The 26,662-nt window shown below is 67.6% G+C and carries 22 protein-coding genes; 15 read left to right on the top strand and 7 right to left on the bottom strand.

Features of this window, described 5'->3' with window-relative positions:
* Positions 1-14: 14 nt before the first annotated feature.
* Positions 15-1,967 (bottom strand): acetyl-CoA hydrolase/transferase C-terminal domain-containing protein, encoded by a 1,953-nt coding sequence (locus tag NSQ78_RS17345; protein ID WP_262089156.1) that lies wholly within the window; start codon positions 1,965-1,967, stop codon positions 15-17.
* A 34-nt stretch (positions 1,968-2,001) separates the two neighbouring features.
* Complete coding sequence (locus NSQ78_RS17340) at positions 2,002-2,559, bottom strand: flavin reductase family protein (protein WP_053461268.1); 558 nt, start codon at positions 2,557-2,559, stop codon at positions 2,002-2,004.
* 118 nt (positions 2,560-2,677) lie between these two features.
* Here NSQ78_RS17340 and NSQ78_RS17335 point away from each other — a divergent pair, with 118 nt between their 5' ends.
* Genes NSQ78_RS17335 through NSQ78_RS17325 form a run of 3 tightly spaced genes read left to right on the top strand, consistent with a single transcriptional unit; the run spans position 2,678 to position 4,837 of the window.
* Entirely contained in the window at positions 2,678-3,043 is a 366-nt protein-coding gene (locus NSQ78_RS17335; RefSeq protein WP_012481135.1) for a BlaI/MecI/CopY family transcriptional regulator, read from the top strand.
* A complete protein-coding gene (locus NSQ78_RS17330; protein ID WP_064239098.1) occupies positions 3,036-4,277 on the top strand; it encodes a TonB family protein in 1,242 nt (413 codons plus the stop codon). Before NSQ78_RS17335 ends, NSQ78_RS17330 begins: the two co-directional genes overlap by 8 nt.
* Positions 4,274-4,837, top strand: coding sequence for a hypothetical protein (locus tag NSQ78_RS17325; protein ID WP_064239097.1), 564 nt, complete (start codon positions 4,274-4,276; stop codon positions 4,835-4,837). The genes NSQ78_RS17330 and NSQ78_RS17325 overlap by 4 nt, the downstream gene beginning before the upstream one ends.
* A gap of 57 nt (positions 4,838-4,894) precedes the next feature.
* Here NSQ78_RS17325 and NSQ78_RS17320 read toward each other — a convergent pair whose 3' ends face one another.
* The 3 genes from NSQ78_RS17320 to NSQ78_RS17310 all read right to left on the bottom strand — a co-directional run bounded on the left by NSQ78_RS17320 (position 4,895) and on the right by NSQ78_RS17310 (position 7,373).
* Positions 4,895-5,695 (bottom strand): MBL fold metallo-hydrolase, encoded by an 801-nt coding sequence (locus NSQ78_RS17320; RefSeq protein ID WP_064239096.1) that lies wholly within the window; start codon positions 5,693-5,695, stop codon positions 4,895-4,897.
* 11 nt (positions 5,696-5,706) lie between these two features.
* Positions 5,707-6,525 (bottom strand): S1/P1 nuclease, encoded by an 819-nt coding sequence (locus tag NSQ78_RS17315; protein WP_064239095.1) that lies wholly within the window; start codon positions 6,523-6,525, stop codon positions 5,707-5,709.
* A gap of 218 nt (positions 6,526-6,743) precedes the next feature.
* On the bottom strand, positions 6,744-7,373 hold the full coding sequence (locus NSQ78_RS17310) for an OmpW family outer membrane protein (protein WP_049465611.1): 630 nt from the start codon (positions 7,371-7,373) through the stop codon (positions 6,744-6,746).
* A gap of 192 nt (positions 7,374-7,565) precedes the next feature.
* On the opposite strand from NSQ78_RS17310, the gene gap reads away from it, so the two are divergent.
* The 8 genes from gap (at position 7,566) to NSQ78_RS17270 (ending at position 18,992) form a co-directional block, all read left to right on the top strand.
* Entirely contained in the window at positions 7,566-8,570 is a 1,005-nt protein-coding gene (gap, locus tag NSQ78_RS17305) for a type I glyceraldehyde-3-phosphate dehydrogenase (RefSeq protein WP_049465610.1), read from the top strand.
* Positions 8,571-8,697: 127 nt separating this feature from the next.
* A complete protein-coding gene (locus NSQ78_RS17300) occupies positions 8,698-11,358 on the top strand; it encodes a DUF2339 domain-containing protein (protein ID WP_064239094.1) in 2,661 nt (886 codons plus the stop codon).
* Positions 11,355-12,731, top strand: coding sequence for a DUF3999 domain-containing protein (locus tag NSQ78_RS17295; RefSeq protein WP_064239093.1), 1,377 nt, complete (start codon positions 11,355-11,357; stop codon positions 12,729-12,731). The genes NSQ78_RS17300 and NSQ78_RS17295 overlap by 4 nt, the downstream gene beginning before the upstream one ends.
* Before the next feature lie 262 nt (positions 12,732-12,993).
* Positions 12,994-14,169 (top strand): phosphoglycerate kinase, encoded by a 1,176-nt coding sequence (locus NSQ78_RS17290; protein WP_064239092.1) that lies wholly within the window; start codon positions 12,994-12,996, stop codon positions 14,167-14,169.
* Entirely contained in the window at positions 14,166-14,819 is a 654-nt protein-coding gene (locus NSQ78_RS17285; protein WP_049465596.1) for an HAD-IA family hydrolase, read from the top strand. Before NSQ78_RS17290 ends, NSQ78_RS17285 begins: the two co-directional genes overlap by 4 nt.
* Before the next feature lie 210 nt (positions 14,820-15,029).
* Entirely contained in the window at positions 15,030-16,496 is a 1,467-nt protein-coding gene (pyk, locus tag NSQ78_RS17280) for a pyruvate kinase (RefSeq protein WP_049465592.1), read from the top strand.
* A 222-nt stretch (positions 16,497-16,718) separates the two neighbouring features.
* Positions 16,719-17,723, top strand: coding sequence for a class I fructose-bisphosphate aldolase (locus NSQ78_RS17275; RefSeq protein ID WP_049465590.1), 1,005 nt, complete (start codon positions 16,719-16,721; stop codon positions 17,721-17,723).
* Positions 17,724-17,852: 129 nt separating this feature from the next.
* Entirely contained in the window at positions 17,853-18,992 is a 1,140-nt protein-coding gene (locus NSQ78_RS17270; RefSeq protein ID WP_053461259.1) for a hypothetical protein, read from the top strand.
* 93 nt (positions 18,993-19,085) lie between these two features.
* On the opposite strand, the gene NSQ78_RS17265 is transcribed toward NSQ78_RS17270, so the two are convergent.
* Complete coding sequence (locus NSQ78_RS17265; RefSeq protein ID WP_049465584.1) at positions 19,086-19,685, bottom strand: O-acetyl-ADP-ribose deacetylase; 600 nt, start codon at positions 19,683-19,685, stop codon at positions 19,086-19,088.
* A 211-nt stretch (positions 19,686-19,896) separates the two neighbouring features.
* Positions 19,897-20,856: a cysteine synthase A gene (gene cysK, locus NSQ78_RS17260; protein ID WP_049465581.1), complete on the bottom strand. Its 960-nt coding sequence runs from the start codon at positions 20,854-20,856 to the stop codon at positions 19,897-19,899.
* Between the two features lie 208 nt (positions 20,857-21,064).
* Here cysK and NSQ78_RS17255 point away from each other — a divergent pair, with 208 nt between their 5' ends.
* The 4 genes from NSQ78_RS17255 to NSQ78_RS17240 all read left to right on the top strand — a co-directional run bounded on the left by NSQ78_RS17255 (position 21,065) and on the right by NSQ78_RS17240 (position 26,439).
* Positions 21,065-22,048, top strand: a complete 984-nt coding sequence (locus NSQ78_RS17255) for a LysR family transcriptional regulator (RefSeq protein WP_064239091.1) — start codon at positions 21,065-21,067, stop codon at positions 22,046-22,048.
* A gap of 632 nt (positions 22,049-22,680) precedes the next feature.
* Positions 22,681-23,595 carry an IS110-like element ISStma6 family transposase gene (locus NSQ78_RS17250; protein ID WP_064238051.1) on the top strand — a complete coding sequence of 305 codons (915 nt, stop codon included), beginning with the start codon at positions 22,681-22,683 and terminating at the stop codon, positions 23,593-23,595.
* 289 nt (positions 23,596-23,884) lie between these two features.
* Positions 23,885-24,304 carry a DUF2946 domain-containing protein gene (locus tag NSQ78_RS17245; RefSeq protein WP_053461256.1) on the top strand — a complete coding sequence of 140 codons (420 nt, stop codon included), beginning with the start codon at positions 23,885-23,887 and terminating at the stop codon, positions 24,302-24,304.
* A gap of 71 nt (positions 24,305-24,375) precedes the next feature.
* Positions 24,376-26,439, top strand: a complete 2,064-nt coding sequence (locus tag NSQ78_RS17240) for a TonB-dependent copper receptor (protein ID WP_339206948.1) — start codon at positions 24,376-24,378, stop codon at positions 26,437-26,439.
* The last annotated feature ends 223 nt before the right edge of the window (positions 26,440-26,662 follow it).

Genomic DNA, 26,662 nt, shown 5'->3' with positions numbered 1-26,662 from the left:
TCCGTCCCCTTTTTTCAGGCAGTGCGCGCCAGTGCCAGGCGCAGCAGTCGCGCGTCCAGACGCTCTGCGAAATCGTTCGGCGCCTGCAGGCCCATGCGCTGCAGGTACACCGCATCGCCGTCGCCTGCCGGTTGGCGCAGCGCTGCCCAGACGGTACGCAGCTTGCCGGCGCGGGTCTGCGTACTGGCCTTCAGCCAGGCCAGCGCCTTCACCAGCACCTGCTCGATCTCGTTGAAATCGCTGCCCAGCGGATAGTCGGGCAGGCTGCCATCGGCGCGGAACGAGGCCAACGCCGCTGCCAGCGCCTGCGGCGTGTTGCGCTGCTGGCGCGCCGGGTCCGGTTGCGCGGCCGCCAGCAGCTTGCGCGAGGCCTGCGCCTGCTGCAGCAGCTCATCCTGGAACGGCGCCTCGGTGATCGCGGTCATTGCGTGCACGCAGTCCTCGTCGGTCAGCCCGCGCAGGTCGGCGATGCCGTATTCGTTGAGGTAGATGTCACGCAGGTGGCGCGGGATGGTGGTGTGCCCGTAGTTCCAGCGCACGTTGGATGCGCGCTGGCCCTTGTCATCGCGCGCGGCGCGGAACATCAGCACGCTGCGCGCTTCCGGCAGCGCATGTGCCATCGCCACGAAGTTGTACTGGCCGCCCACACCGGATACCACGCGTCCATCGTCCAGCGCGTCCGACACCGCCGCGCCCAGCGCGGTGGCCATCATGCAGGAGTTGAAGAAGCGCGCATGGCGGCGCTGCAGGCGTTCCAGCGTCTCGTTGCCACCGTACAGCTGGTTGATCTCGCTGATGCGGCGCATGCCGATCGCGCGGCATTCGTCTTCCGGCAGCGTGCGCAGCCACTCGTAGAATTCCGGCGAGCCCAGGTAGAACGCGCCGTGCAGGTACTCACCCTCGGCGGCCAGGGTGGCGTGGTCGATCGACAACGTGCTGCCGTTCTCGATGCGCTGCATCAGCGCCAGGTCGTCGTGCACCTTGCGCTTGATCACCCCGGTCTGCACCAGCCGCCGGAAGCCTTCGTTGAGCATCTCGCTGCAGCCGTACAGGCCCACCTCGAACGGATCCAGCCCGCCGATTTCCTGCACCAGCGGGTGGCTGGCCAGCTGCGGATCCAGCGCATGCAGCACGCGGCGGTAGCGCGCGTTGTCGGTGTGGCGCAGCACCAGTGCATGGCTGAGTGCATCAGCCAGCGTGCCGATGCCGATCTGCAGGGTGCCGCCGTCGCGCACCAGCGTGCTGGCGTACAGGCCGATGGCGTAGTCGGCATCGCCGACGGGCTGCCGCGGCAGCCCGAACAGCGCCGGATACGGCGGCGGCGGGGTGATCACCAGATCGAAGAACGACACATCGACTGTGGCCGAGCCGCCCAGGTAGGGCAACTGGGGATCGATCTCGGCGATCAGCAGCGGACGCGGCAGGCCACGGGCGGTCATTGCATCCAGCGTGTCCTGGGTGATGTCGTTGTTGCACGACAGGGAAAGCCGGCGGTCGTTCGGGCGCATCGCCACCTTCTGCACGATCACCTGCGGTGCGCGCTGCGCGACCGCGTCTGCGGCATGGGTGTAGTTCAGGCTGGTATAGCTGGACTGCGCCTGCCGTGAGCCAAGCAGGGCACCGGACTGCATGTAGAACTCTTCCACCTGCACATGGGCTGGCAGCGCATCGCGCGCGATCGCATCGGCATAGGCCAGGCGCGGGAAATCACCGCCGAAATGGCGCTGCGCGAACGGCGCCAGGAAGCGCGCTTCCAGGCCGTTGCCCCGCGCCTTCGGCGGATTCAGCGACAGCGCGGTATACAGCTGCAGCGGCCGCGAAGGATCATGTTCGACGCGTGCGTAGAGGGCATTGAGCAGCCGATGCGGCTTGCCCAGTGCCAGCGGTGCCCCGATCCGCAGCGGCCCGTCCACGCGCGCGAACAACCAATCGACGGCGGCGTCCAGGTCGGTGAGGTGTTCGGTCATGCGCGGCGGTCCTGCGTGTGGGGGAGTGCGGGCATTACAGCATGTCGGGCTTGAACCGCCGTCGACGCGAGACTTCCGCGCCGGACACCATGAACTGCCCATCGCCGCGGTAATGCACCGTGCGCGGCAGTTTCGGCCGGGGCGCAACATGGGCGCGCACGATTTCCCAGACAAACAGATTGCTCGACGCCACCTGGCTGTCGTCGTACAACCGGCATTCGAAGCACGAATGGCATTGGCCAACCAGCGGCGCGCCGACCTCGCGCGCGGGCAGCGCATCGAGCTCGAAACGGGCGAACTTGTCGACCTCGCGGCCACTGCAGTTGCCGATATCCACCACGGTATCGAGCAGTTCCACCCCGGGCACGTTGATCACGCACTCGCCGCTGCCACGCGCCAGCGCATGGCTGTGGTTCGCGTCCCACAGGTAGGTGGCGACCAGCGAAGGCGAGAAGCCCATCACCATGTGCCAGCCCATCGTCATCAGGTTGCGCTGGCCGCGCCAGGCGGTACTGACCAGCACGATCGGGCCGGGTTCGAGGAAGCGGCGGGCCTGCTCGACCGGGAAATCCTTCTTGGGCAGCGCTTTCATCGGGGGCCCTGGGCGGGAGGAATCGATGCTGGCGCAGCCGGGATGAACCTGGAGTCGAGGGGCTTGACATGTGATTCGATTACGCGCGTAATCGGATCATCGATTACGGATGTAAACCATGACCCCGATCAGCGAAGCCGAAGCCGTTGTGATGGAGGTGCTGTGGCAGCAGGCACCGCGTAGTGCCGACGAAGTGGTCGCCGCGCTGGCCCACCGCGATTGGGCCGAGCCGACCATCAAGACCCTGCTCAACCGCCTGCTGACCAAGGGCGCGATCGCCGCCGAGCGCGATGGCCGGCGCTACCTGTACCGGCCGCTGCTGCAGCGCCAGGCGTGGGTGGAGGCGCAGAGCCAGGACTTCATCGGCCGTGTCTTCGAAGGGCGCGTGGCGCCGCTGGTGGCGCACTTCAGCGAGCGCGGCCAGCTGAGCGCACAGGACATCGCCGAACTGAAGAAGCTGATCCAGGAGCTGGACCATGACTGAGCTGCTCGACGGACTGTGGCAGGCCAGCCTTTGGCTGGCAGCGGGCGTAGCCGTGCTGACGCTGATGCGGCCATTGCTGGTGCGATTGGGCGGCGCTGGGCTGGCCTACCGCAGCTGGTGGCTGCTGCCGCTGCTGCTGGTGGCCCTGCTGCTGCCGTTGCCGCGGGCTGCGTTGTTGCAGCAGGTACCCACGCTGCCGCTGAAAGTGATGCCCGGTGCCATCGATGCCCTGAACGCGTCGTCGTTGCCATGGGCCGGGCTGTTGTTCGCGCTGTGGGCAATGGGCATGGGCCTCTGCCTGCTGCGCGACCTGCGCGCGCAGCGTCGTTTCCAACGGCGGATGGGCCCACTGACGTCGCGCACCGACGGCAGCTGGCAGGCCAGTGGTGACCCAGGCCTGCCAGCGCTGGTTGGCCTGTGGCGGCCGCGCATCGTGGTGGGCCCGGACTTCGATCAGCAGTTCAGCGCACAGGAGCAGGGACTGATCCTGCAGCACGAGCGCAGCCACCGTCGCAATGGTGATCACTGGGCCAACGGCGCGTTGCTGCTGGCGCGAGCGGTGTTCTGGTTTCACCCGCTGCTGCCATGGGCCGCACGCCGCTTCCTGCGCGACCAGGAGCTGGCCTGTGATGCCCGCACCATCGCCCCGCAGCCTGCGCTGCGCGGCCTCTACGCCAGCACGCTGCTGAAGGCGCAGCTGGTTCACCCGGTTGCGCCCGCGGTCTGCCATTGGCGCAGCCAACCCGTGTTGAAGGAGCGTATCGCCATGTTGAAGCAGTCCAAGCGGAAGGCATTGCCGTGGGTGTCCGGTCAGGTGCTGGTGGTCGGGTTGTGCGTGGGAATGGGAGCGGTGGCGTGGGCCAGCCAGGGCAGTGCGGTAGGAAGCCCAAGGATCGGTGTCGAGCCGTTCGAGCACGCGGAAGCGGATGCGGCCAAGGCGGGGCTGGACCGTCCGATCCAGATCGACAGGATGCCACCGCCGTCCTATCCGAAATCCGCGTTCGAGCAGCGCCAGGTCGGCGTGGTGAACCTGCGCGTGGAGGTGGATGCGCAGGGGCGTCCCAGCGATGTCCGCGTGCTCAGTGCCACCAATCCGGGCGTGTTCGATGCGGTGTCGATCGCTGCGGCACGCAGCTGGACCTATCGGCCGGCGATGAAGAATGGCAAGCCGGTAGCCGCTGCCGTACGCATTCCGATCACCTATGCCATGGACGATACCGGGGAAACCCAGTGAAGTCCGCGCCGCTGATCATGGCGGCAGCGTTGCTGGTGGGGTGTGCGAGCCAGGACCGCCTGACCACCGTCGATACGCGCAGTGAGAATGTCGGCCACCAACGCCTGCAGCCGCAGGCGGGCGGCGGCAGTGGGCAGCTGCAGGTGTACTCGCTGGGTGCGACCGAAGGCTACCGGATGCCGCAGCTGTACGCGGCACCGGACCCGGAGGTCGGCGATCGTGACCCGCGTGCGGCACTGGCGCCGACCACCATCTGCCTGCAGGTGGTGGTGGATGCGCAGGGCAGCGTTGAGCGCAGCATCCCTTTGACCGACCGCAGCGAATGCAGTGCGGGTGAGACACCAGACAATGCGCCCCTGCTGCAGGCCGCGCAGGAGGCCGTGGCGATGTGGAAGTACTCGCCCGCTGCGGTCTGCCACTTCGCGGCGGGCAGGGGGCCTGCCGATCGCGGTGACTGCCGCAGCGCCGAGCGCGTCGAACCGGTGGCGGTCACCCTGCAGTACGCCTTCACCTTCGAGATCGTGAAGGGCCGCCACGTAGTGCGCACGCAGGGGAAGTGACCGCTCGCGATGACCGGGGGAGCGCCGGGCCATGCCCGGCGGGCACAGCGATGGCGATCAGGCCCCGCCCTGGATGTTGGCCTTTACTGCGGGCTGCATCAGCGCTGGCTCGTCCAGCGTGGCATCGCGGGCCTGGCGCACGCTGACGAACTCCGCCTCGGCCACGCCCTCGTGCACGTGGATATTGTGCGCGCGCTGTTCGCCGATGGTGGTTTCATTGGCGAACCCGCGGCCACCCGGACCGTAGTCGTGGCAGACGAACACGCGGGTGGCGTCGGGCAGTGCGAGCAGGCGCTGGATCGAGCGGTACAGCTGCGCGGCGTCGCCGCCGGGGAAATCGCAGCGGGCGGTGCCGCCATCGGGCATGAACAGCGAGTCGCCGGTGAACAGCGCATCGCCGATCAGGTAGGCGATGCTGTCGCTGGTATGGCCGGGTACGGCGATCACCTGGCAGCGCTGTTCGCCCAGAGCGAAGATTTCGCCATCGCTGAACAGGTGATCGAAGATCTCATCTGCCGCAGGAAGCTGCAGGCCGTAGCGCGGCGCAAAGGTGGCCTGCACCGCGCGGATGCCTTCGCCGATGGCCAGCGTGGCCTGCGGGAAACGTTGCTTCAGGCGGCGCCCGGCCGACACATGGTCGGCATGGGCATGGGTCTCCAGCAGCCAGCGCAGCTGCAGGCCGTGCTGTTCGATGGCCTGCAACGCGGCATGCAGCGGCGCTTCACTGCTGGCGTCGGTGTCCGGGTCGTAGTCCAGCACCGGGTCGATCAGCGCTGCCTCGCCACTGGCCGGGTCGCTGACCAGATAGCTGAAGGTGTTGCTGTCACGGTGGAAGAACGACTGCACCTGGACCGACATCGGAATGCTCCTCAGCGCGTGCCGAGCACGCGGTTCAGCAACTGCGCCAGGTTCTCACCGGCCAGTCGCAGCTGCGCTTCGGCCAGCGGCCGGTAGCGCTCGGTGTATTCGTCACCGATTTTACGCGTGGCCGGATAAACGCCAGCTTGCATGGAGATGCGGCAGCTGGCCTCGGCCCACGTCTGCGGGTCGCGCTGCGGGTTGGACTGGCGCGCCAGCTTCGGCGCGCGCTGGCTCCGCAGCAGCGGCAGGTAGCCGGCATCGTCCAGCTTGCGGGTGTTGAGCATGCCACTGTCCCACAGCGAGTGCAGGTTGGTACCGCGGTTGCCGAACTGCAGCTGGAAATCGTTGCCGCCCTTGTCGTGGGCATAACCGGCGTGCATCGGCTGGTGGATGTCGCCGACCAGGTGCACGACGAACTTCAGTGCCTGCAGGCGCTCGCCGTCGGTCAGGCTGCGGTCGCCGAGGATGGCGCTCTGTGCCTTCAGGGCCTCGACGATGCAGTTGCCGTTCTTGCAGTGTTTCGGTGCTTCGTAGTGGCAGTCGTCTTCGGCGATGTTGACGTAGTGCCAGCCCGCCGAGCGACGGCCCAGGCCCGGGTCCTTGGCGCGCAGCTGGTCGGCCCAGGGCGCGATGCTGGCCAGGGTGGCGTCCGGTTCGGTGGCCAGCAGGCGGTCCACTTCGGCGCGGGCGGCGGGGTTGAGGCGGGCGTCGGCGACTTCGGCAACCAGGCGGTGGCCTTGCGCGCCCCAGGCGTGGGCAGGGGCGGCGACGGACAGCAGGCCCGGCGCCAGGGCGGCGGCGAGGAACAGGGAGTGCAGGGCTTTCATGCGCCCATTCTAGCGGGGTAGGTGGATTGAAGAGCGGCGCGTTCCTGTTCCGAAGTGGGAGCGCAGCGGAAGGGGCGGCGCTCCCCGCCTCGCCCCAGCACCGGAAATGCTTCCGTCCCAGGAACAAAAAAGCCCCGGCAATCACCGGGGCAACATGCTGCGAGGGTTTTGCGTGTAGCGGGGGAGCGGGGGCGAAGCCCCCGCGTTCAACACTCCGCTTAGAACTTGAAGACGTACGAAGCGCCGTAGACCAGCGGATCGATGTTGACCGTGCCGATCTTCTCGCCGTTCAACTTCACCTTGCTGTCGATGTCGATCCAGCGCATGTCCACGCGCAGGGCACCCTTCTCGCCGATCGCGAAGTCCACGCCGGCGTGTGCCGCCAGGCCCCACGAATCCTGCAGCTTCAGCTTGCTGCCGGCCAGCGCGCCAGTGGTGTCTTCGCTGAAGAAGGTGGTGTAGTTCACGCCCGCACCGATGAACGGCGACACCTTGCCCTTGCTGTTGAAGTGGTACTGCAGGGTCACCACCGGCGGCAGCTGCTTGGTGCTGCCGACGCGGCCCAGGCCGTTGATGTTGATGTCGTGCTTGAACGGCAGTGCGGCCAGCACTTCGATGCCCAGGTTGTCAGCGATGAAGTACTCGCCGGTGATGGTCGGCTTGACGTCGTTGTCGACGTCGACCTTCAGGGTGCCGCCGGCCAGCCAGCCGTTGTTCGACTTCGGTGCCACCTGGTGCACGCCGGCCGAAACGGTCCAGTCGCCCTTGGACTGGGCCATGGCCGGGGCGGCGGCGAGGGACAGGGCGGCGGCCAGGCTGGCCACGATCAGGGGGGAGGTCTTGCGCATGGGGGTGTTCTCGTTGCTGGGTGGATGGCGACAGTCTCGGCCTCACGCCGCGCTAACGCTTTGATCCGGATCAAATCCTGTCCGTGGGCCGGCCGGCGGTCCCGGCTGGCCCACGGTGGCCAGCGGCGGTTTGCTAGACTTGTGGGCCCTATCCATCCCGCCGCACCTGTCGCGGCCGCAGGAGCTTGAGAAATGGCAATCAAGGTTGGTATCAACGGTTTCGGTCGCATCGGGCGTAACGTCCTGCGCTCGGCGGTGCTGAACTTCGGCGACGACATCGAAATCGTGGCCATCAACGATCTGCTGGAGCCGGACTACCTGGCGTACATGCTCAAGTACGACTCCGTGCACGGCCGCTTCAAGGCCGACGTGGCGGTGCAGGGCAACGACCTGCTGGTCAACGGCAAGAAGATCCGCCTGACCCAGGAACGCGACCCGGCCAACCTGAAGTGGGATGAAGTCGGCGCCGACGTGGTGCTGGAAGCCACCGGCCTGTTCCTGACCAAGGAAACCGCGCAGAAGCACATCGATGCCGGCGCCAAGAAGGTCATCATGTCCGCCCCGTCGAAGGACGACACGCCGATGTTCGTGTTCGGCGTGAACGACAAGACCTACGCCGGCCAGGCGATCATCTCCAATGCGTCGTGCACCACCAACTGCCTGGCCCCGCTGGCCAAGGTGATCAACGACAAGTGGGGCATCAAGCGCGGCCTGATGACCACCGTGCATGCGGCCACTGCCACCCAGAAGACCGTTGACGGCCCGTCCAACAAGGACTGGCGCGGCGGCCGTGGCATCCTGGAGAACATCATTCCCTCGTCCACCGGTGCGGCCAAGGCCGTCGGCGTGGTCATCCCGGAACTGAACAAGAAGCTGACCGGCATGAGCTTCCGCGTACCGACCTCGGACGTGTCGGTGGTCGACCTGACCGTCGAGCTGGAAAAGGAAGCCACCTACGCCGAGATCTGCGCCGAAGTGAAGGCACAGAGCGAAGGCCCGCTGAAGGGCATCCTGGGCTACACCGAAGACAAGGTCGTGGCTACCGATTTCCGCGGTGAAACCTGCACCTCGGTGTTCGACGCCGATGCCGGCATCGCCCTGGACGGCACCTTCGTCAAGCTGGTGACCTGGTACGACAACGAGTGGGGCTACTCCAACAAGTGCCTGGAGATGGCCAAGGTCATCGCCGCCAAGTAAGGCTGGCACAGATCGCAGACGGACCCCGGCCTGGCCGGGGTTCGTCGTTCAGGGGGGGGCCGCCCTGTCGTAGCATGGAGCCGTCGACCGCCGCCGCTGGGGCGCGGGATCGCATTGGAAGCACGCAATGGAAGCACTGATAGCCCTAGTCGTACTGGTTCTTCTGGCCATCCCGCTGCTGCTGGTGGTGGCACTGGTGATGATTGCCGGCCTGCGCCGCCGCGTTGCCGCCCTGGAAGGCGCGCTGGCCGCGGGGCCTGCCACCGCCACGCCCGCCGCCGCGCCTGAACGGCCTGTGGCCACGCCCACCGCCAGTGCCGACCCCCCGTTCCTGCGGCCGGTCGCCGCTGCGGCGTCGCAACCCCCTCGGCCCCCGGTGCGCGAAGCAGCACCCGCCGACGCACCTGCACCACGCCCGGCTGCACCACCGCCGGTGCCGCCGGTGCCGGTGCAGCCGCCATTGCCTTCCGAACCGGCCCTGCCCAACGTCATCGAGCGCGGCATCGGTGCGGTCAAGCGCTGGTTCACCGAGGGCAACGTGCCGGTCAAGATCGGCATGCTGGTGCTGCTGGCCGGTGTCGCGGCGCTGCTGAAGTACGTCAGCGACCAGGGCTGGCTGGTGCTGCCGATCGAACTGCGCCTGGCCGGCATCACCGTGGCTGCGCTGGGCCTGCTGGCATTCGGCTGGCACCAGCGCGAACGCCGGCGCCTGTTTGCGCTGGCGCTGCAGGGCGGTGCCATCGGCGTGCTGCTGCTGACCATCTTTGCGGCCTTCAAGCGCTTCGACCTGATTCCGCCGGCCTTTGCCTTTGCCAGTTCGATCGCACTGGTCGCCGGGCTGTGCGTGCTGGCGGTGGTGCAGAACTCGCGCACGCTGGCCGTACTGGGCATCCTGGCCGGCTTCATGGCACCGCTGTGGCTGTCCACCGGCAGTGGCAACCACGTGGGGCTGTTCAGCTACTACGCCGTGCTCAACGCGGGCATCTTCGCCATTGCGTGGTTCCGCCCATGGCGCGCACTGAACCTGCTGGGCTTCGCCTTCACCTTCGGCATCGGCACCTTCTGGGGCGTGCTGCAGTACGTACCGGACAAGTTCAGCAGCACTGAGCCGTTCCTGCTGTTGTTCTTCGTGTTCTACCTGCTGATTCCGCTGCTGTACGCGCGCCGCCAGCCAGCCGGCCGGCGTGACCTGGTCGATGGCAGCCTGGTGTTCGGCACGCCGCTGGTCGCGTTCTCGCTGCAGGCGGGCATGCTGCACGCGCAACCGATGACGCTGGCCCTGTGCGCGCTGGGCCTGGCCGCGATCTACGCGGTATTGGCCCGGGCGCTGATCGCACGCGCCTCCTATACCGTGCTGGCGCAGTCGCATGCCGTGCTTGCGGTGGGTTTCGCCACGCTGGCGGTACCGCTGGCCTTGTCGGCGCGCGCCACCGGCGCGGTGTTCGCGTTGGAAGGTGCCGGTCTGGCATGGCTGGGGCTGCGCCAGAAGCGCTGGCTGCCGCAGGTGTCCGGCGCCCTGTTGCAGATCGGCGCCGCGTTCGCTTTCGTTGCCGGCGGCGACCATTGGCATGAGGACCTGCGCTTCCTGATCAATCCGACCGCCATCGGCGCGCTGTTGCTGGCCCTGGCCGGTTTTGCGTCGGCGTGGAGCTACCAGCGCCGGCCGCGTCATGAGGTCGCACTGGTGTACTACCTGTGGGGCCTGCTGTGGTGGCTGGGCGGCCTGGCCCATGAGATCACCCGCTTCTTCCCGTACCGCACTGAAGTGGACGCGTTGCTGGTGCTGGCCGCGGTCACTGCCTGGCTGGCGGCCGAAGTGCAGCGTCGACAACCGGCGCGTGCGCTGGGCGTGACGGCGCTGGCCATGCTCGCGCTGGGCTTCCCGCTGGCCCTGATGCAGAGCGATGCACACCACCAGCCGTTCGCCGGCTATGGCGCGCTGGCCTGGGCGGCGTTCGCGGTCCTGGGCGTGCGCACCCTGCTGTGCCTGCGCCAGGGCGGCGATACCGTGGCCCGCATCGCGCAGTTCCTGTGGTGGCTGCTGTGGCCGTCGCTGCTTTCGCTGCTGGCCCTCTGGGGCGGCGGCGAAGCCGATCTGGCACAGGGCTGGACGACCCTGCTGGTGACCGTGCCGTGGTTGCTGATGGCGGCGCTGTCGCTGTGGCGCTGGAACGCACTGCGCTGGCCGCTGGGCGAGGCATTCGACCGCGTGCGTGTGCCCCTGCAATGCGTGCTGTTCGGCCTGCTGTCGGTCGGTTGGTTGTTCGGCCAGCTGCTGCCGGGCGACGCCGCACCGCTGCTGTGGCTGCCGGTGCTGAATCCGGCCGAGATCGGCCAGTGGCTGAGCCTGTTGCTGCTGGCGCGCTGGCTGTACGGCGACCAGGCACCGCAGGGGCTGCTGAAGATGCGCCTGCCGCTGCTGGCACTGGCGGCCTTCGTCGCGCTGACCAGCCTGGTGCTGCATGGCGTGCACCAGTGGGGTGGCCTGGCGTGGAGCGCGTCGATGATGCGCTTCAGCCTGGCCCAGACCAGCCTGACCGTGCTGTGGAGCGTGCTCGGCGTGATCGCGTGGGTGTGGGGCTCGCGGCGTGGCCAGCGCGTGCTGTGGATGGTCGGTGCGGTGCTGATGGGCGTGGTACTGGCCAAGCTGGTCCTTGTCGATCGCCAGCACCTGGGCAACCTGCTGGGTATTGCATCGTTCATTGCCTACGGCCTGCTGTGCACGGTCGTGGGTTATCTGGCACCGGCGCCGCCCAGTGCCGCGCCGTCCGTGGAGGAAAAACAATGAGGAAGTGGAGCAGGGCGCTGCTGCCGGCGATGTTCGGCATGCTGGCCGCCGTCGTGGTGCAGGCGGCCGACTACCGGACCCAGTATGCCGAGCAGTGGCCGTTGACGCTGTCCAGCGCGCAGTCCGGTGCTTACCGCATCGTGCTGGAGCCGGCGATCTACCGCCGCGCCGTGAGCGCCGACCTCAGCGACCTGCAGGTGTTCAACGCGGCCAGCCAGTTGCTGCCGTCGGCACTGCTGGCGCCGGACCAGCCGCTGGCGCAGCCGCCGGTGCAGCGCGAGCTGCCGTGGTTTGCGTTGCCGCCGCTGGCCGATGCCCAGCGCAATGACCTGCAGCTGCTGACCGAGCGCGATACCGATGGCCGCGTGCGCCGGGTCGAAGCGCGGGTGGGGGGCGCGGCGGCAGCGAAGGGGCAGGGCGGCTGGCTGATTGACGCCAGCATGCTCGACCAGCAGCCGCTGGCGGCGCTGGTGCTGGACTGGGCCGACAGCGGCCAGCCGTTGCAGGCGCAGGTGCAGGTGGATGCCAGCGACGATCTGCAGCACTGGCGGCCGATCGGCCGCGACGTGCCGCTGGTGGACCTGCAGCGCGCCGGCAAGCGCCTGCTGCAGCGCCGCCTGCAGGTGGATGGGACCGCGCGCTACCTGCGTGTTCTGGCGCAGGGTGATTCGCAGCTGCCGACCCTGCGCGGCGTGCTGGCGGAGCTGCCGCCAGCGCCGGCGACGCTGCCGTGGGAATGGCTGTCGCTGGAGCCGACCACGAACGGCAAGGGCGAGTACACCTTCGAGATGGATGGCCGGTTCCCGGTGGCACGTGCCGATGTGGCCAGCACCGATAACAGCCTTGTGCAGTGGACGCTGTTCAGTCGCGATGACGAGGGTGCCGAGTGGCAGCGCCGCAGCGCGCCGTGGATCGCCTACCAGGTGCAGCAGGGCACGCAGGGCCAGCGCCAGCAGTCGGCGGCACAGCCGCTGGGCGGGGTGCACCGCGACCGCTACTGGAAGCTCGTGGCGAATCCGGCGGAAACCGCCACCGCCCCGACACTGCGGCTGGGCTACCAGCCGGAAGTGCTGGTGTTCCTGAGCCAGGGCGCGGCGCCTTACGCGCTGGCGGTGGGCAGCGCGACGGCGCGCCGCACCGACGCACCGATCGGCGTGCTGATCGAGGAACTGCGGCAGCGCAACGATCCATCGTGGCAGCCGACCCTGGCGCGACTGGAAGGCAGTCCGGAGCCGCTGGCGGGTGATGCGGCGCTGAAGCCGCAACGCGACTGGAAGTCGTGGTTGCTGTGGGCGTTGCTGGGTCTGGGCGTGCTGGTGGTGGGTGGCCTGGCGCTCAGCCTGCTTCGGCAGAAGCCGACGCCTTCGGCGTAGGTTGCGGCGACGGCGCAGCCCCTCGTGGATGGGGGGCGTGTAAAGCAACAGCCGCGCTTGGCCGGGCGGGGGGGGTTTACGGCGTCCCCTGCCAGCCCACACCACCCCGGCCATCCAAAGCAACACGAAGCGCCAGCGCTTTGCTGTCGCTGTCGCTCTGCGCTTCTGCGTGCCGCAGGCATCGGCCCTGCCACCACCCGCAGCCGATACAATGGTCGTCTGCCGTAGCCCGGCATCCCGTCCCCGAGCCAAAGAGTTGCCCATGTCCATCGTCCGCATGACCGACCTCGACCTCTCCGGCAAGCGCGTGCTGATCCGCCAGGATCTGAACGTGCCGATCGAGAATGGCCGCATCACCTCCGAACAGCGCATCACCGCTTCGCTGCCGACGCTCAAGCGCGCGCTGGAGCAGGGCGCGGCGGTGATGGTCACCTCGCACCTGGGGCGCCCGAAGGAAGGCGTGTGGAGCGAGGCCGACTCGCTGGCGCCGGTCGCGCAGCGGCTGTCCGCGCTGCTTGGCCGGGAGGTTCCGCTGGTGCGTGACTGGATCGACGGTGTCGACGTGCAGCCGGGCCAGCTGGTGCTGCTGGAAAACTGCCGCATGAACGTCGGCGAGGGCAAGGACGATGAAGCCCTTTCGAAGAAGTATGCCGCCCTGTGCGATGTGTTCGTGATGGATGCCTTCGGCACCGCGCACCGCGCACAGGCATCTACCCACGGCGTCATCCGCTTCGCCCCGGTCGCTGCCGGCGGCCCACTGCTGATGGCCGAGCTGGACGCGCTGGCGCAGGCGCTGGACGCACCGGCCAAGCCGCTGCTGGCCATCGTCGCCGGCAGCAAGGTCAGCACCAAGCTGGAGCTGCTGGCCAACTTGGTCGGCAAGGTCGACCAGCTGATCGTCGGTGGTGGCATTGCCAACACCTTCATTGCTGCGGCGGGCTACAACGTCGGCAAGTCGCTGTACGAGCCGGACCTGCTGGACACCGCGAAGAAGATCGTGGCCGACGCCAAGGCGCGTGGCGCCGACATCCCGCTGCCGGTCGACGTGGTCACCGCCAAGCAGTTCATGCCGGATGCCGTTGCCGAAGTGAAGGCGGTCGACGCCGTCGCCGAAGACGACCTGATCCTCGACATCGGCCCGCAGACTGCCGCGCAGTACGCGCAGCTGATCGACAAGGCCGGCACCGTGGTCTGGAACGGTCCGGTCGGTGTGTTCGAATTCGACGCCTTCAGCAAGGGCACCGAAGCGCTGGCCCGCGCCATCGCCGGCTCGAAGGCGTTCTCGATCGCCGGCGGCGGCGACACCCTGGCCGCAGTCGACAAGTTCGATATCGCCGGGCAGGTCAGCTACATCTCCACCGGCGGTGGCGCATTCCTGGAATTCCTGGAAGGCAAGACCCTGCCGGCGGTCGCCGCCCTCGACGCGCGCGGCGCATGAGTGCCGACCGCAACAGGGATGTGCTGTTCTTCGACCTCGACGGCACGCTGATCGATTCGCAGGTCGGCATCACCGCCTGCATCGCCTATGCGCTGCAGAAGATGGACCATCCGGTGCCGCCGCAGGAAACCCTGCTGGGCTGGATCGGTCCGTCGCTGCGCACCACCTTCACGCCGCTGTTCATCGAACCGGCGCGGGTGGAACAGGCGGTGGGCTACTACCGCGAGCGGTTCGACGTCGAAGGCTGGCGCGAACACACGGTGTACCCGCAGGTGGAAGACACGCTGCGCACGCTGCATGGCCGTGGCCACCGCCTGGCGGTGGTCACCGCCAAGAACGAGCCGCATGCGCGTCGCATCCTTGAGCACCTGCCGTTTGGCGGGCTGTTCGAGGAGATCATCGGTTCGACCCTGGATGGCTCGCGCAGCCACAAGCCGGAGCTGGTCGGGGAAGCTCTGCGCCGGTTGCAGGTGCAGCCCGCACAGTGCTGGATGATCGGCGACCGCCGCATGGACATCGAAGGCGCGCGTCACCACGGCCTGCGCAGCGTGGGTGTGCTGTGGGGCTTTGGCGGTGAGGCGGAACTCACTGCGGCCGGCGCTGGCCAGCTGGCACGCGAACCGGCGCAGCTGGAAACGCTGCTGGCCTAGCTAGCTGCAGCGCCGAGCCGAGGCCCGGCTGCTCCGGCGCATGCCCGGCCGGGCATGGGCTCGGCGCTGCAGAACGCCCTGCGCCACCGTATGTCCGCATGATGTCCGTTCGATGACCCGCGGAGTCAGGCGGCACAAGGCTGTAACCGTATACATGCGGCGTGAAGGATGTGCTAATTTCCGTTCTTTAATGGGAGAGGCCCATCCACCATGTTCGAGCGTCAGCGTCGCACCAAGATCCTTGCCACCCTCGGTCCGGCCACTGACCCGCCGGGCGTGCTGGAGGATCTGTTCCGCGCCGGCGTCAACGTGGTGCGCCTCAATTTCAGCCATGGCGATCCGTCCGGCCAGGCCAAGCGCGCCGCCGAAGTGCGCGCCGCGTCGGCCCGGGTGGGCGTTGAAGTGGGCATCCTGGCCGACCTGCCGGGCCCGAAGATCCGCATCGAGCGCTTCGCCGAAGGCAAGGTGCAGCTGAAGGCGGGTGACCGCTTCGACCTGATCGCCAGCGAGAACGCGGGGCCCGGCAACGCCAGCCAGGTGGGCGTCAGCTACCTCGGCCTGCCGCAGGACGTGGGCCCGGGTGATGTGCTGCTGCTCGACGACGGCCTGATGCAGCTGCAGGTGGTGGAAGTGCAGGGCGACCGCATCGTCAACACCGTGCTCAACGACGGCGTGCTGTCCGACCGCAAGGGCCTGAACAAGCAGGGCGGCGGCCTTTCGCTGGGTGCGCTGACCGAGCGTGACAAGGAACTGATCGGCATCGTCGCCAAGATCGGCGTCGACTTCATCGCCGTGTCGTTCTGCCGCAACGCACAGGACATGAACGACGCACGCGACATCGCGCGCTCGCACGGCTGTGACGCGGCGCTGGTGTCGAAGATCGAGCGCACCGAGGCGATCGAGAACCTGGAAGAAATCGTCGAGGCCAGCGATGTGGTGATGGTCGCCCGTGGCGACCTCGGTGTGGAAATCGGCGATGCCGAGCTGCCGGGCCTGCAGAAGAAGATCATCAAGGCCTCGCTGGCGCAGAACAAGGTGGTGATCACCGCCACGCAGATGCTGCAGTCGATGGTGGAAAGCCCGATCCCGACCCGCGCCGAAGTGCTGGACGTGGCCAACTCGGTCATCGACGGTACCGACGCGGTGATGCTGTCGGCCGAAACCGCCGCGGGTGCCTATCCGGTGAAGGCCGTGGAAGCGATGGCGCGCATCTGCCTGGGGGCCGAGCGCCAGTTCCAGACCGAGACCGACTTCAATGCCTCGCCGCGCAACCTGGAACGTGCCGACCAGGCCATCGCCATGGCCACCATGTTCCTGTCGCAGCACGTGGGCGTGCGCGCGATCGTGGCGATGACCGAATCCGGCGGCACCGCGCGTTACCTGTCGCGTTTCCGCGCCAAGGCACCGGTGTTCGCGGTGACCCGCCACGATGGTGCGCGTCGCCAGATGGCGCTGATGCGCGATGTGTTCCCGATCAACTTCGACAGCCGCGGCCTGACCCCGCGCGAAGCGGCGCGCGGCAGCATCCGCCTGCTGGTCGAATCGGAACTGCTGCAGGCCGGTGACCGCGTCGTGTTCACCAGCGGCGAGCACATGGAAACCCACGGTGCCACCAATACCCTGCGCCTGCTGGAAGTGGGCGAGGACGGCCGCGCCATCGGCCTGGGCGACCTGTAAGCCCTGACGGTCGGGCCGGCGCTGCCGATCCGGGGTCAGAGCCCCTGCGGGGATCTGACCCCGCACTGGCCAGGGGTCAGATCCCGAAGGGGCTCTGACCCATGTCGCAGGACATCCATTGTCCTGCGTAGACGTGGAAGCGTTTCCATCCTGTCCTCCACGGCGAGGCAACGGGCAGCAGGGCTATACTTACGTTTTTCCCGCACCCGCCACAGGAAATACATGAGCATCGAACAGCTGGCTGAAACCGCCCAGGCCATGGTCGCCCCGGGCAAGGGCATCATCGCGATCGACGAATCCACCGCTACCATCGCCAAGCGTTTCGCCGGCGTCGGTATCGAGAACACCGAGGAGAACCGTCGCGCCTACCGCGAGCTGCTGCTGACCACGCCGAAGCTCAACGAGCACATTTCCGGCGCCATCCTGTACGACGAAACCATCCGCCAGTCGACCAAGGACGGCGTGCCGTTCGCCAAGTACATGGCCGACCACGGCATGATTCCGGGCATCAAGGTGGACAAGGGTGCGCACCCGCTGGCCGGCTGCCCGGGCGAGCTGGTGACCGAAGGCCTGGACGGCCTGCGCGAGCGCCTGCAGGAGTACTACAAGCTGGGCGCGCGCTTTGCCAAGTGGCGTGCGGTGATCAACATCGGCGAGAGCATTCCGTCGGGTACCTGCATCGAGTCCAATGCCCATGCGCTGGCCCGTTATGCGGCCCTGTGCCAGGAATGCGGCCTGGTGCCGATGGTCGAGCCGGAAGTGATCATGGATGGCGACCATGACATCGAAACCTGCTACGAAGTGACCGAAGCCACCCTGCGTTCGCTGTTCGACGCCCTGTACCAGCAGAACGTGCTGCTGGAAGGCACCATCCTGAAGGCATCGATGGTCATCTCGGGCAAGGACTGCGAAGAGCAGGCCGATGTCGAGGAAGTGGCCGAGTCGACCGTGATGTGCCTGAAGAGCACCGTGCCGGCGATCCTGCCGGGCGTGGTGTTCCTGTCCGGCGGCCAGACCGACGAGCAGTCCACCGAACACCTGAACGCGATGAACCAGCTGGGCAACCTGCCGTGGCCGCTGAGCTTCTCCTACGGCCGCGCCATGCAGCAGGCCGCGCTGAAGCTGTGGGCCAAGGACATGAAGGGCAACTACGCCGCCGCCCAGAAGACCGTGTACGAGCGCGCCAAGGATAATGGCCTGGCCGCGCTGGGCAAGTGGAACGGTTGATCCGCCCGATCGCTGGATGAACAGGGCAACGCCGGCATCGCGCCGGCGTTTGCTTTTGCGGGTATCTTTTCCGCCCCCGTGTGCCCGGCCGGTACGCGGGAACCACATGGAAGGCCAAGGAGAAACAACATGCGTCTGGCAGCAATGACTCTGGCCGTTGCCACGGCCCTCGTCGCCGGCGGTTGCAACCGCATCGGCGGCGGCGCGGATGCGGGCAAGGCCGCGTCCCTCGATTTCGACAAACCGGTGTCCGGCGAGATCACCTCGCGCAGCGGCATCAACTACAACGATGGCAGCCACCACCAGCTTTACCAGATCAAGCTGGAAGACCGGCAGCTGGTTGGACTGAAGCTGACCGGTTCGCTGAGTGGCTCGATCGCGGTATTCAGCAACGGCAGCCTGGTGGCCAGCAGTGCCACCGGTTACGAGCGCGCGGACGACGTCTCGCTGGCGTTCCGTGCCAACGGTGCCGGCACCTACCAGGTGGCGGTCAACGCCAACGGCTCGACCGATTACGGTCCGTACCGTCTGCGTGCCGAGAAGCTGGTGCCGTACGACGGCAAGCCGATCGCCGGCGCTGGCGAAATCGTCGACATGCTGGCCGGCGAAGCCCAGGAATACACCCTGCAGGTGGACAAGGCCGGCCTGTACGACATCCGCCTGGAGTCGGATGCGTTCGATCCGGTGCTGAAGCTGGAAGGGCCGGACGTGGATGCCGAGAACGATGATGGTGACGGCATCAACTCGCGCCTGAGCCTGTCGTTGAAGCCGGGCAAGTACACCCTGACGGCACGTGGCCTTGGCAGCGGCGTCAGCGGCATGTTCAAGCTGTCTGCCAAGCGCATCGAGCTGCCGGGCAACCTGGTTGAACGTGATGGCACGGCGCTGCCGAAGTCGGGCAGCGTGTACACGATGCTCGACAACGATGGCCGCCGCCGCTTCCTGCTGTCCCTGGACCGTCCGGCCGATGTCCGCCTGGATGCGATCTCCAGCCAGGTCGATACCGTGCTGCGCGTCGTTGGCGGCGACGTCGAGCTGACCGACGATGACGGCGGCAACGATACCAATGCGCGCCTGGAAGAAACCCTGCCGGCCGGTCACTACACCGTGGATGTGTCCAGCCTGAGCAATGGCGCGGGCCTGGTGGAAGTGCGCGTGCAGGTGGAGGGTGCCAGCGCGGATGGAGCTGCGGCTTCGGCGGCGCGTGCAGCGGCCGATGCTGCGGCCAGCGCCGATGATGCTGCAGCCGTGGAAGCCGCCAGCCGTTGACGGTGATCCGCGCTACGCGTGGATCAGCGCAACGCTGCCAAGGAAAAGGCCGGGCATTGCCCGGCCTTTTCTTCATGCGTCGCGTACCGGCGGTCAGTGCGCGGCGGCAAAGCCCGCATCGCCCAAGGGCGGCAGCATCGACCCGCGCGGTTCGCTGTCCGCGCCTTGCCCGGCGGCGTTCAGCGCCTGCTGGTAGGCCTTGGCGGTGGCGGTGTTGAACGCCACCAGCACGATCCGCATCGGTTGCGCGTGGCTGCGCTGCCAGGCCAGTGTTTCGGTCACTGCGATCTGCGCCGCCTGGTACAGCGGATAGCCATAGACACCGCAGCTGATCGCCGGGAACGCGATCGACTGCACGCCCAGCGACTCGGCCAGCTGCAGCGACTTCCAGTAGCAGTTGGCAAGCAACGCCGGTTCGTCGCGCTGGCCGTCATGCCAGACCGGGCCGACCGTGTGCAGTACATGGCGCGCCGGCAGCGCATGGGCACTGGTGGCGCGCACTTCGCCCGTCGGGCAACGCACGCCCGGGCGCAACTCCGGCAACTGTGCGCACTCGGCCAGCAATGCCGGGCCGGCCGCGCGATGGATCGCGCCGTCGACACCGCCGCCACCGAGCAGTGTTTCGTTGGCCGCGTTGACGATCGCATCCACCGCCAGGGTCGTGATGTCACCCTGCCAAACCTCGATCTTCATGCGTCCGTCTCCTGCCTGTGAGGTGATCCGCGCAGCAGCTGCGCCGGCTGTTCCCACGGTAGGGGACAGGGCATCGATGCTGCGTCATGACCGTCTCACGCGCTGCGATCCGACGGCCTTCACGCACGATGGCGGGCGACGCCTTCACGCAGGCTGAAGCAGAACGGGGTCGGAGCCCTTTCCCTTCGGAAAAGGGATCCGACCCCCGGTGTCACGGCAGGCCGGCCAGCCAGTCGTCGTCGGAGCCTTCGTTGACATCGGCGAACAGCGGCGTGGAGAAGTAGCGTTCACCGGTATCCGGCAGCATCGCCAGGATCACCGCGCCCGGTTCTGCGCGGGCCGCCACGTCCAGCGCGCTGGCCACAGTGGCACCGGCAGAGATGCCGACGAAGATGCCTTCCTCGGCAGCCAGGCGGCGCGCGGTGGCGATCGCGCGGTCATCTTCGACCGACAGCAGTTCATCCACCACATCGCGATTGAGCACGTCCGGCACGAAGTCCGGGGTCCAGCCCTGGATCTTGTGCGGTTTCCAGTCATCGCCCTTGAGCAGGGCAGCGCCGGCCGGCTCGGTGGCGATGATGCGGGTCTGCGGGCGCGCCACCTTCAGGACCTCGCCCACGCCGGTGAGCGTACCGCCGGTGCCCCAGCCGCTGACGAAGTAGTCCAGCCGCTTGCCGGCGAAGTCGCGCAGGATTTCCGCAGCGGTGGTGTTGCGGTGATAGGCCGGGTTGGCCGGGTTGGCGAACTGGCTGGCCAGGAACCAGCCGTGCTGCTCGGCAAGCTCGCGCGCCTTGCGCACCATGCCGCTGCCGCGTTCGGCGGCCGGGGTCAGGATGACCTTGGCACCGTACGCGCGCATCAGCTTGCGGCGCTCCACCGAGAACGTCTCGACCATGGTGGCCACGAACTTATAGCCGCGCGCGGCGGCGACCATCGCCAGCGCCACGCCGGTGTTGCCCGAGGTGGCCTCCACGATCGTGTCGCCCGGCTTGAGCAGGCCACGTGCTTCGGCATCGAGGATGATCGCCAGCGCCAGGCGGTCCTTGACCGAGCCGCCCGGATTGAACGATTCAACCTTGACGTAGACGCTGACCTGCGGCGGTGCCAGGCGCTGCAGCTTGACGATGGGGGTGTTGCCGACGGTATCGAGGATGGAGTCGTACAGGGCCATGGAAGCGCTCCGGAAACGGGGGCCACGCCGGGCTTCGGCGGGCGAAGGGGGAGGGCTGGCTGTTCAGGCCAGCGGCTGCCGGCTGACCGTAGCGCCGGCATATGACGCCCGGAAATGACCAGATACCTTTCTTAAACAACCTTTGGTTATAAGCTGGTGACGGCAATTGACCCTAGAGTGGACCTCCGCCCCACGCCGCCTGCCTCCCATGACGCTGACCCAGCTGCGCTACCTGGTTGCCATCGCCGACGCCGAGCTGAACATCACGCTGGCCGCTTCGCGCGTGCACGCCACCCAGCCTGGCCTGTCCAAGCAGCTCAAGCAGCTGGAGGATGAGCTCGGGTTCCTGTTGTTCGTGCGCAAGGGCCGCAGCCTGGAGTCGGTCACCCCAGCCGGCAGCGAGGTGATCGCCCGTGCCCGAGCGGTGCTGGCCGAGGCCAACAATATCCGCACCTACGCCGCCAACCAGCGCCGCGAGAGCCAGGGCCAGCTGATCCTGACCACCACCCACACCCAGGCGCGCTTCGTGCTGCCACCGGCGGTGGCGGCGATCAAGCAGGCCTACCCGCAGGTCAGCGTGCACCTGCAGCAGGCCGGTGAAGCCGACGCGCTGGACCGCTTGAACCAGGGGGATGCCGATATCGCGATCATCAGCACCGCTGGCGGTGAACCGACCGATGGCATCGCGGTTCCCCTGTTCCGCTGGCGGCGGCTGGTGGTGGTGCCCAAGGGCCACCCGCTGGACCGCGCCGGTCGCGCACCGGACCTGGCCGCGCTGGCGCGGCAGCCGTTGATCAGCTACGAATCCTCGACCCGCCCGAATTCGTCGCTGCAGCGCGCCTTCGCCGCCCATGGGCTGGTGCCCGACCTGGCACTGACCGCGCTCGATGCCGACCTGATCAAGACCTACGTGCGTACGGGCCTGGGCGTGGGCCTGCTGGCCGAGATGGCGGTCAGTTCCAACGATGAAGACCTGAAGGCCTGGCCGGCGCCGGCGCCGATTGCCGAGTGCATCGCCTGGGCAGTGCTGCCACGCGACCGCGTGCTGCGTGATTACGCGTTGGAGCTGGTGCACGTGCTGGCCCCGCAGATCGATCCGCGCGACCTGCGCAGGGTGCTGGACGGCAACCAGGCGGCCGCGTGGCCGCTGCCACCAACCTGGGAGTCGCTGACCCAGACCATCACGGTGTGAGGTGGGTCGAGCAGGGCTTGCAGCCCTGCACCTGCGGTAGTGCCGGCCGCTGGCCGGCAACCTCAGAAGCAACATCAACATCAAATGCGGGTTTCCTGTGGGATGGCGGGGCGGTGTGGGCAGGCAGGACACGCCGTAAACCCCGCTCCGCGGTCCGGCCCAGCCGCCGGCGGCTGCGCGTTCGGGCGCTTGCGAAGCAGTGCTTCGCAAGCAAAGCGCCCTCACCCATGGGGGCTCGATGGCGCCATCCATGGCGCCAACGGTCCTGCCTGCCCACACCGCCCCACCTCTGACAGGTTCCGACGGCTGTTGGTAGGTGTCGACCTTGGTCGACACGGTAGAGCCACGCCATGCGTGGACGCATTTCAATTCCAATTCGAAATATTCGATTCCGATGGAGACTCATCCACGCATGGCGTGGATCTTATCTCTTGCCGATCTGGCACCTTGGGTGCCGAGAGCCCGGCGTGGGCGACCGTGTGGATCCAGGTCTTGCGACCGAGAAGTAGCTTGGGTCCCCACGCCGGATTCTCCCTGAACCGCCCGAACAGTTGGTTGAGTTGGCGCTCGAACTGATAAGACTGGGCAAGCGGGGAGAGCTCTCGACCCTGTCAGCCTAGCGGAGTTCTGCCATGTTTGGGATCGGGATTGATGTGAGCAAAGCCACGCTGGATGTGGCCGTCCATGGAGAGCAGTTTCGCCAATTCAGCAACGACAAGCGCGGCTTTGTACGCTTGATTCGGTGGCTGAAGACGTGGCCGATCAAGCAGGTCGTTCTTGAGGCAAGCGGGGGTTACGAGCGTGCTGCTCTGGATGCATTGCACGCCGCCGGCCTGCCGATGGTGCGAATCAATCCGGCGCGTGCACGGCGATTTGCCCAAGGCACGGGCCGTGCCGCAAAGACCGATCGGCTCGATGCGACAGTGCTGGCGCAGATGGCCCATTTGTTACCGCTGACCCGCTACGTACCGCCTGCCCCTTGGCAGCAGCGTCTGGCTGAATTTGCGCAATGCCGCAGGCATCTGGTGCAGATGCGGGTCAGTGAGATGCAGCGCTTGCGGCGATTGGTCGATCCGGATCTGATTGCGATGAAGCAACGCTATATAGCTCAGCTATCTGACGACCTGAAGCAACTGGACAAAGCTATTGCCGAGCAGCTTGAGGGACAGCCTGGCTGGAAGAACATCGGCGCGCTCAAAGGCGTCGGCCCCATCCTGATCAGCACACTGGCCTGCGAGTTGCCCGAACTGGGCAGCTTGGGAAGCAAAGCCATAGCGTCGCTGGTGGGGCTGGCCCCGATGAACCGCGAAAGTGGCACCTGGCAGGGCCAACGGCGGATCAGTGGTGGGCGCGCGGTGGTACGCGAAGCCCTTTACATGGCGGCCCTGACGGCCATCCGGTACGAGCCAAGACTGCGCGCGTTTTACGCTGGCCTGAAGGCCAAGGGCAAAGCGAGCAAGGTGGCGCTCGTGGCGGTCATGCGCAAAATGCTGGTGATCCTAAACGCCCGTAAGCGGGACGCCGAGGTGGCCCTCGGCTGCCCCTGACAAGACAGTTGCTACTGCAGATCGCAGAGATCTGTCGAAGGCGGGGTGGGTCCGGTTGCGGGAGTGTCCGCGGCATGGATGCCGCGGCCAAGCCCCCAGGGACGGGTTTACGGCGTCTCCCGCAACCGGACCCGCCCCGCCATCCCACAGGAAACCCGCTTTTGCTTCGGCTGTTGCTGTTGCTGTTGCTCCAGCTCGCAGCGGGTGCAGGGCGCAGCCCTGCCGATAAACCCCGTCCTGCGACGGTTCGTCGCACGGGCAACCCTGGACCCGCCTCTACACTAGCGCGGTGACCCGCCTGTCCCGCCCGCAGCGTCTCCTGCTCCAGCTCGCCGTCCTGGCGACGCTGCTGATGGTGCTTGCGCCGCTGGTCAGCCGCGCGCTGCAGGCGCCATCGGTGGGCCACGCAGCGATGGCGGGCATGGACCACGCGCACATGCATCACGACGGCGCCGGATTGGGTCAGAGCCCTCTGCATGGGCAGAAGGATCCGACCCCACCGGCCGATCCCCACGCCATGCACGGCGACGCCTGCGAATACTGCGTGCTGGCCATGCGCCTGCTGCCCTGGCTGGCGGTGCTGGTGCTGCTCTTGCCGCTGCTGTGGCGGCCACGGCTGACGTTCGCGTGGACGCAACAGGTGCTGCCGGCGCTGCGCTGGCCGGCACACGCCGCGCGTGGGCCACCGCGCCGCTCCATCGTCCGCTGATGTCCCCATGAATCTGCCGCACGACGCCTGACCGGGCGCCGTGCGCGCGTGCGTACCTTGGAGCTGTTCCGATGAAAATGACTTCCCGCCCTGCGGGCGCCTGCGCGCGCCTGCCGGTTGCCCTTGGCCTGGCCGTGGCTGCAACGCTGGCTCATGCTGCGCCCGCCGAAGAGGCGCGCACCCTCGACACGCTGGTGGTCACCGCCGCCGCACCGTCCTCGCCGTTGCACTGGGTGACCGACCCGCGCCTGCCACGGCAACCGGTGCCCGCCAGCGACGGCGCCGATTACCTGAAGACCGTTCCGGGCTTCTCCGCCATCCGCAACGGTGGCACCAACGGTGACCCGGTGCTGCGAGGCATGTTCGGTTCGCGCCTGAACATCCTCAGCAATGATGGCAACCTGATCGGTGCCTGCCCATCGCGGATGGACAATCCGCTGTCCTACATCGCGCCGGAGAGCTTCGACCGGCTCACCATCATCAAGGGCCCGCAGAGCGTGCGCTGGGGCGCGGGTGCGTCGGCGGGCACCGTGCGTTTCGAGCGCGATACGCCGCGCTTCGAGGAGCCCGGCCTGCGCGCCGATGCCAGTGCATTGGTCGGTTCGCGCAACCGCAACGACCAGGTGCTGGACCTGACCCTGGGCAACCCGACCGGCTATGTGCGCGCCAGCGGCAACCGATCCGAAGCCGATGACTACACGGACGGCCACGGTGAGGTGGTGCCGTCGAAGTGGCGCAAGTGGAATGGTGACGTGGCCATCGGCTGGACGCCGGATGCCGACACGCTGCTGGAAGTCTCCGCCGGTGCCGGCGACGCCATCGCGCGGTACGCCGGGCGCGGCATGGACGGTGCCTCATTCGAACGCACCAGCTACGCCGCGCGCTTCGAGAAGCGCAACCTGCCGGGGGCGTGGGACACGGTGCAGGCCAACGTGTACTACAACGAGGCCGACCACGTGATGGACAACTACACGCTGCGCACCCCGAATCCGCACAGCATGATGCCGATGCCGATGGCGTCGAACGTGGATCGACGCACCCAGGGCGGCCGGGTCAGTTCCGAGTGGCGCTGGCAGGACGTGCAGCTGGTCGCCGGCGTGGATGGCGAAGACAGCCGGCACCGTGGTCGCATGGGCATGGGCCGCGGCACCTACCGCCAGGCAGCGTGGGAGACCGATGCCAGTTCTAGCCGCTATGGCGCATTCACCGAGTTGACGCTCGGCGCCGGTACCGGCCAGCGCTGGATCGGCGGCCTGCGCGTCGACCGTGCCAGCGTGCGCGGCGCGCGGCAATCGATCGGCGGGATGATGGGGAACATGCCCAATCCGACCGCGGGCGAGCGTCGCAAGGCATGGCTTGGCAGCGGCTTCCTGCGCTCCGAGCAGGACCTGGCCGATGGCCTGACCGCGTATGCCGGGCTCGGCCACAGTGAACGCATGCCCGACTACTGGGAGCTGTTCTCGCCCGACCGCGGCCCGGCCGGTGCGGTGAACGCGTTTGCCGGCATCCAGCCCGAGCGCACCACCCAGCTCGACGTCGGCCTGCAGTACAAGGGACCACGCGTGCAGGCCTGGGTCTCGGCCTACGCCGGGCAGATCCAGGACTACATCCTGTTCACCTACCACGGCAGCGGCATGATGGGCATGAGCCAGGCCAGCAATGTCGACACGCGTATCGCCGGTGCCGAGGCTGGCCTGGAAGTGAGCCTGGCCCAGCAGTGGACACTGGGCGGCACGCTGGCCTATGCGTGGGGCGAGAACCGCGATCAGCAGCGTCCGCTGCCGCAGATGCCGCCGCTGGAAGCGCGCCTGAGTGCGAACTGGGAGGGCCAGCGCTGGAGCGCCGGTGCGCTGCTGCGTGCGGTGACCCACCAGCATCGTGTCGCAGTTGGCCAAGGCAACGTCGTCGCGCAGGACCTTGGACCGAGCGCGGGTTTCGCCACCTTCGCGCTCAATGCAGCCTATCGTTTCAGCTCGCAGCTGCAGCTCAGTGCAGGCATCGACAACCTGTTCGACCGCGCCTACAGCGAACACCTGAACCTGGCCGGCAGTGCCGACTTCGGCTTCCCCGCCGACCCGGTACGCATCAATGAGCCGGGGCGCAGCCTGTGGATGAAGCTGAACTACCGGTACTGATGCTCCGGGCATGGCCCGCCGCCAGCGGTGCGTAAGCGGCAAAAAAAAGGGGCCGGATCCCCGCCAGGATCCGTCCCCACCCGACGCCCTCCGTCGGGCTGGTTCGACTCTACGACGGCCGCCGCCTCGATGGGGCGCGGGATACACCTCGACACACGCCGACATCGCAGCCGGCAGCCTTGCATGGAACGGGTTCAAGGCGCTATCGCAGCTGCGGTTCCAC

Origin of the sequence: Stenotrophomonas sp. FSL W7-1447 (assembly GCF_037966425.1) — a bacterium.
Taxonomy (GTDB): Bacteria; Pseudomonadota; Gammaproteobacteria; order Xanthomonadales; family Xanthomonadaceae; genus Stenotrophomonas; species Stenotrophomonas pavanii.
The sequence above is the reverse complement of the archived record's forward strand: the minus strand, read 5'-3'. Positions and strand labels throughout refer to the sequence as shown.